Here is a 6,000-nt window from a genome sequence, read left to right on the forward strand (position 1 = left end):
AGGGAGAAAGTCGCTGACCACGTAGTTCTGATTAGTGTGTAATATCTGCTGGGGCTCTTCCATGTATGTAAGATGGTTTTCAGGAAAAAGAGTTTAATGATAAGTCGATGGATGATACAGATGTGCGTAGAGCTTAGCGTATACGTACTTTCTCTCGGACGATGTAGGCTTCTCGCATAAGTTGTGGATGGGCGGCACGCAAAGCGTTGAGTTGCTGCTGAGCCTCTTGTCGCGAACTGTAGTCGCCGACCGATAGACGCCAAAAGGGGGCGCTATAAGTGACATAAGTAGATAGCTCAGGCGCTGCACCCCTTACTCGGCTAGCTAAGCGGTAGGCCTCCTGCTTAGCGCCACGCATATTGCTCGTGTAGACCTGTATGCGATACCCCGTGTGGACGCTTGACCTTGCGGTATGAAAGGTCGTCTTGCCTACGAGATTGCGCAACCAGTTAGGCTGCGTGATAGTCACGTTGCCTCCACTGCTTTGAGTAGTTATCTGGGTGAAGATGTCCTGCTCCTGAGTGCGCTCCTGAGCTACAAGCGAGCTAGAGAGTACGGTCACACTCAAGAGTAGGACGAGTGAATGCCTGATAGGCGCTAGAAGCCTCATTTATTTGCTGTGATAATGGGTAAGAATGTATCGGCTTTGAGAGCAGCCCCTCCAATGAGTCCGCCATCGACGTCGGGTTGTGAGAAGAGCGCCTCAGCATTTGAAGCCTTGCAGCTACCACCGTAGAGGATCGTGGTGAGGTCTGCTAGCTTCTTGTCAAAGAGCGATGCCACCGTCTGGCGAATGTGCTGGTGCATCTCTTGTGCTTGTTCAGGCGTTGCCGTTAGGCCAGTGCCGATAGCCCATACAGGCTCGTAAGCCAAGACAATCTGCGCCATCTGCTCGTGTGAGAGATGTCCTAGGGAACCACGTAGCTGCTCATCGACCACCTCGAAGTAGCGGTTTGCCTCACGCTCTGCCTGCTGCTCGCCAACGCAGAAGATGACCTTGAGCCCATGAGCGAGAGCCTGATCAACCTTCTGAGCCAGTAGCTCAGCGCTCTCCTTGTGATAAGCACGGCGCTCGCTATGCCCGATGATGACGTAGGTGCAACCACAGGAGCGTATCATCTCAGCGGACACCTCGCCAGTGTAAGCACCAGCCTCGTGTGCTGAGCAGTCCTGTGCAGCATACTCTATGCTACTCCCTGCGAGCAGTCCCTTCATCGCTCCCAGGTGAATGTAAGGAGGAGCCAAGATTACCTTACAGGGGTTGCTGAGCTTAGCCACCTGCTCTTTGATTTCTGTGATGAGTTGGAGCCCCGCGTCGAGGGTCATATTCATCTTCCAGTTTCCAGCTACGATGAGTGTTCTCTTGTCCATGATATTGTTGTGTTGGTTATTTAGTCTTAATCTGATACTCGGAGTACTTAGCCTTGTCCTCCCACTGTACGCTTTGGATTAGCATAACAAGGCAAAAGATAATCCAGGCAATGAGGAGCCCCCAACGCTCTATGTGTAGTCCAGCGTGAGGTGCTTGTCGTAGTAAGGCGGAGAGCTTTTCGTAATCCTGATCTGTGTACTTGTCGGGCAAGTCTCGAGCAGCTCTCTTGTCCAGGATGACACCGTCAGAGACCAGTATGACAGAGGGCTGAGCCCGAGCCATCGTCTTGATCGTCGTCCCATCGCAAAAGTAGAGTGGATAGGCGGCAGCTGTCTTATTGCGCCAGCGTCCACGCTCCTCGGGCGTACTGCCAGAGATGCCGTACATAGCGACGCCGACAGACTCAGCCCACTCGTAGAGTGCATTGAGCTTGCGTCCCATCTGTATGGGTATCGTCTCCCAGTTTGGCGTTATGACCCATATCTGCGGACTCTCATTGAGTAGCATCGTCTGAGTCACATCTCGCTCTGTCGCTTGCTGAGAGCTTCCTCCCGCATAGATCGCAAAGTCCATAACAGGAGGCTTGTAGCCCTCCTTGATGACTCGCTCCTGGCGGTCTATGTAAGTCCAAGTGGAGTCGGGGAGCTCCTCCATATTAAATGTCTCTCGTAGTCCATTCTTCTCATAGATAAAGAGGTACTCGATCTCCTCCTGAGGCGCATTCTCAGGGATCATTGTCAGCTCTCGTAGCGAGGTGCCGATCTTATAGGGGCGAAAGTCAATGAGTGGCAGATGCCTTAGGTTACCTCCCACGAAAAGCCCCCAGCCCAATAGAAGTAAAACCGTAGCTACGGAGCCAGTGATACCGCGGAAAGGACGGCTCGCCTTGTGGTAGGTGAGCAGGTAAACTATCGTGACAGCCATGAAGAAGACATTCTTGCCAAAGGTCTCCCAATTGGTCAGCTTGAGCGCATCGCCAAAGCAACCGCAATCGCTGATAGGGTTAAAGAGCGCTAGGTAAAGTGTCACCAGCGTCATCACGCCCATGAAGAGAGTCGTACCCCAGGCTGTGATCCTCCTCCAAAGTCCCATCAAGAGAAAGCCGCCGAGGAGAAACTCAAAGGAGCAGAGTGCCACCGAGAGGGCGGGAGCCATAGCTCTCATGCTCCCCAGACCCATCACTCTGAGGTACTCCTCTATCTTGATCGCACCTCCCATAGGGTCTACCCCCTTGACAAATCCCGAGAAGAGTAGCAGTGCTGCTAGTAGGATGCGGGAGAGCTCGGATAGGATGTATTGGACTCGTTGACGGCTCATAGGATTATCTGTAAATGTGGTGTACGCTATGCCTGATCAAAGCGCAACTTGATGAGTGCAAAGATAGAGTAGTTTATCATATCCTGATAGTTAGCCGCTATGCCCTCACTCACAAGCGTCTTGCCTGCGAGATCTTCGATCTCCTTGGTGCGAAATATCTTCGTCAGTATGATGTCTGTTATGGAGCTAATGCGCATCTTGCGCCACGCCTCATCGTAGTCGTGGTTCTTGTTGACCATCAACTGGTAAGTCTCCTTGATGAGTTGGTCGTATAGCTCCAGTGCCTCTTCGGGCGATAAGTCAGGCTTGTCGCTCGGAGTGCGCTCTAGCTGTATGAGACCGATGATGCCATAGTTGACGATGCCGATGTACTCGTTGTCTACGTCCTCATCGACACGCTGCTCCGCCTTCGTCTCTAGGGAGCGTATGCGTAGCGCCTTGATCATGATCTGATCCGTGAGTGAGGAGGGGCGCAGGATACGCCAGGAAGCTCCGTAGTCGTGTAGCTTCTGGGCAAAAAGCGTCCTACACTCTGCGACCACTTTATGATACTGTTGCTCTGTATTCATAGACTCTAAAGCTTTAGGGTGCGTGTGGCTAATCGTTGAGCGCTAGGTCCAGCACCTCCTTGATTGTCTCTACATAGGAGAAGGTTAAGCCCTCAATGTATATAGGCTTGATGTCTAAGATGTCCTTCTCATTCTCTTTGCTCAGGATGAGCGTCTTGACGCCAGCCCGCTTGGCTGCTAAGATCTTCTCCTTGATACCACCCACGGGGAGGACACGCCCTGTGAGCGTTATCTCACCACTCATGGCGATGCGTGGCTTGACCGTGCGCCTAGTCAAAGTCGAGACGAGCGAAGTCGCCATCGTGATACCAGCACTCGGACCATCCTTCGGAATAGCCCCCTCGGGGACATGTAGATGTATCTCCAGCTTGTCAAAGGTGCTCTCAGGTATCTCCAGCTCCTCGCAGTGAGCCTTGATATAGTCTAGAGCGATGACGGCGCTCTCTTTCATCACATCTCCTAGATTGCCCGTGAGAGTCACTTTGCCCTCCCTGCCTCGATGCGTAGAGCTCTCGATGAAAAGGATTTCTCCACCTACCTCAGTCCAGGCTAGACCCGTGACGATGCCTGGCATGCCAAAGTCTTGCCATATGTCTCGTGTGTAGGGTGGCGTGCGAAGGTCTTGCTGTATGATCTCAGGAGTGATCTGTACGCTGTACTTCTGTCCCATAGCGACACGCTTAGCCTGCTTGCGCATGAGCGCTGCGAGGTTCTTCTGTAGCGATCTCACGCCACTCTCTCGTGTATAGCCCTCGATGAGATAGGTCAGAGCGTCGGTGTCTATAGCAAACTGGTCGCTCGTCAGTCCGTGCGCCTCCAGCTCCTTGGGTACGAGATGACGATGAGCTATCTCGACCTTCTCCTCCAGTAGATAGCCCGAGACCTGTATCAGCTCCATACGGTCGAGGAGCGGACGCGAGATGGTGCTGAGCGTATTCGCCGTAGCGATGAAGAGCACCTTGCTCAGGTCATAGTCTACGTCTAGGTAGTTATCGTGGAAGGCCACATTCTGCTCTGGGTCTAGCACCTCTAGGAGTGCTGCTGCGGGGTCGCCCTTGTAGTCTGACGAGATCTTGTCTATCTCATCTAGTACGAAGACTGGATTGCTCGTCCCCGCCTTCTTGATGCTGTCTATGATACGTCCGCACATTGCTCCGATGTAGGTGCGTCGGTGTCCGCGTATCTCCGCCTCGTCGTGCAGACCTCCGAGGGAGATGCGCACATACTTACGTCCGAGGCTCTCGGCGATGCTCTTGCCCAGTGAAGTCTTACCCACACCTGGAGGACCGTAGAGACAGAGTATCGGGGACTTGAGGTCGTTCTTGAGCTTGATGACGGCTAGATGCTCTAGGATACGCTCCTTGACACGCTCTAGGCCGAAGTGGTCACGGTTTAGTATCTCCTCCGCATGCTTGAGGTCAAACTGATCCTGACTATACTCCTGCCACGGCAGGTCAAGCATCAGGCGCAGGTACTGTAGCTGTATCGAGTACTCGGGAGCTTGCGTCGGGATGCGCTCTAGGTTGCCCAGCTCACGGTCGAAGGTCTTCTGCACCGCTTCGCTCCACTGCTTTTTCGTCGCTGCCTCACGTAGCTCTGCGATTGTTTGGTCGGCAAAGTCTCCCTCGCCCAGTTCCTCGCGGATGGTACGTATCTGCTGCTCTAGAAAGTGCTTGCGCTGCATCTCGTCCATGTCCGACTGAGTCTGCTTGACGATCTTCTCATTGATCTGTACGAGCTCGCTCGTCTGGCGCACATAGCTGATCAGTTCCATGACCAGTTCCGTCGTATCGGCGATCTTCAGCAGCTCTAGCTTAGCTCGATAGACTAGTGAGAGATAAGCCGCAGTAAAGTTGATAAGGAAGGGGAGATTATTCTTAGCATGGAGTGCCTCAATAAAGTCCTCAGCACCCTCCATGTGTCGTATTTTGACCAGCTCGACCAGCTCGTAGCGTAGCTTATTGAATGCAACAAAAAGCTCCGGGTCATTTGTCAGACAATTCTCCGTATTGGGTAGTAATCGTGGTGACTCGACCCGGCAGCGCAGGTAGGGATTCGTCTGCGTATAGTTGCTGGTGTGGACACGTATGACGCCTCGTATGATCGCTACGACATTGTCTGGCGAGGGGTGGATCATATCCTCGACGATACAGAGTACGCCTACCTTGGCGAGCGAGCTGGGTGTGATGGGGGTATCGGGGTCTGATCCGATGTAAGTCGTGGCAACGATGTATTGCCCCTTAGACATGGCATTGCTCACGGCATCTATCTGCTTGTCCTCAGTCAGCATGACTGCCTGCAAGACACAGGGAAAGAGGACAGCGTTGAAGACGGGTAGTACGGGAAAGGTACTATGAAAGAGTACCTTAAAAGCGTCATGCTCATCGTCAAGTATCTCATCTTCATCTATAACGTTCGGCAAGGGAATGACCATGCCCCCTGAGCCAACGTTGGGCAATGCGGTCTCCACAAAGTCGTAATTGTCTTCTTTCATATGAGCGATATTAGCTATCTATTGCGTAAATCTGCTTGTAACGTTTGCAAATATACCACATTTATCCGAGTAGACGTGGGAAGGAAAGCGACCAGAGCTACCTCACGGTGCCTATAAATAGCAATCTCCACGGAGGAATAGACAGATAGCTCCGTGGAAAGTGGATATTCTCCACGGAGGCGCGAAATAAAAGTTCGGAAGAATGAAATGAAACTTCGGAAGAATGAAATGAAAGTTCCGAAGAATTT

At 52.5% G+C, this 6,000-nt stretch carries 5 protein-coding genes; all 5 read right to left on the reverse strand.

Annotated elements, in window-relative coordinates:
- Positions 1 to 133 precede the first annotated feature (133 nt).
- Genes Q0X57_RS01420 through lon form a run of 5 tightly spaced genes read right to left on the reverse strand, consistent with a single transcriptional unit; the run spans position 134 to position 5,752 of the window.
- Complete coding sequence (locus Q0X57_RS01420) at positions 134 to 562, reverse strand: SPOR domain-containing protein (protein WP_297726602.1); 429 nt, start codon at positions 560 to 562, stop codon at positions 134 to 136.
- A 44-nt stretch (positions 563 to 606) separates the two neighbouring features.
- Positions 607 to 1,371 (reverse strand): triose-phosphate isomerase, encoded by a 765-nt coding sequence (tpiA, locus tag Q0X57_RS01425; RefSeq protein ID WP_297726605.1) that lies wholly within the window; start codon positions 1,369 to 1,371, stop codon positions 607 to 609.
- Between the two features lie 16 nt (positions 1,372 to 1,387).
- Positions 1,388 to 2,689 carry a BT_3928 family protein gene (locus Q0X57_RS01430; protein ID WP_297726608.1) on the reverse strand — a complete coding sequence of 434 codons (1,302 nt, stop codon included), beginning with the start codon at positions 2,687 to 2,689 and terminating at the stop codon, positions 1,388 to 1,390.
- Between the two features lie 26 nt (positions 2,690 to 2,715).
- Positions 2,716 to 3,258: a DUF1599 domain-containing protein gene (locus Q0X57_RS01435; protein WP_297726611.1), complete on the reverse strand. Its 543-nt coding sequence runs from the start codon at positions 3,256 to 3,258 to the stop codon at positions 2,716 to 2,718.
- A 28-nt stretch (positions 3,259 to 3,286) separates the two neighbouring features.
- Entirely contained in the window at positions 3,287 to 5,752 is a 2,466-nt protein-coding gene (gene lon / locus Q0X57_RS01440; RefSeq protein WP_297726614.1) for an endopeptidase La, read from the reverse strand.
- Between the last annotated feature and the right edge of the window lie 248 nt (positions 5,753 to 6,000).

The organism is uncultured Porphyromonas sp. (assembly GCF_947254915.1).
Taxonomy (GTDB): Bacteria; Bacteroidota; Bacteroidia; order Bacteroidales; family Porphyromonadaceae; genus Porphyromonas.

What these genes read in the sequence shown, in the direction of transcription:
- lon (WP_297726614.1), bottom strand. Translation starts at nt 5,752, where the DNA reads ATGAAAGAAGACAATTACGACTTTGTGGAGACCGCATTGCCCAACGTT.
- tpiA (WP_297726605.1), bottom strand. Translation starts at nt 1,371, where the DNA reads ATGGACAAGAGAACACTCATCGTAGCTGGAAACTGGAAGATGAATATG.
- Q0X57_RS01430 (WP_297726608.1), bottom strand. Translation starts at nt 2,689, where the DNA reads ATGAGCCGTCAACGAGTCCAATACATCCTATCCGAGCTCTCCCGCATC.
- Q0X57_RS01435 (WP_297726611.1), bottom strand. Translation starts at nt 3,258, where the DNA reads ATGAATACAGAGCAACAGTATCATAAAGTGGTCGCAGAGTGTAGGACG.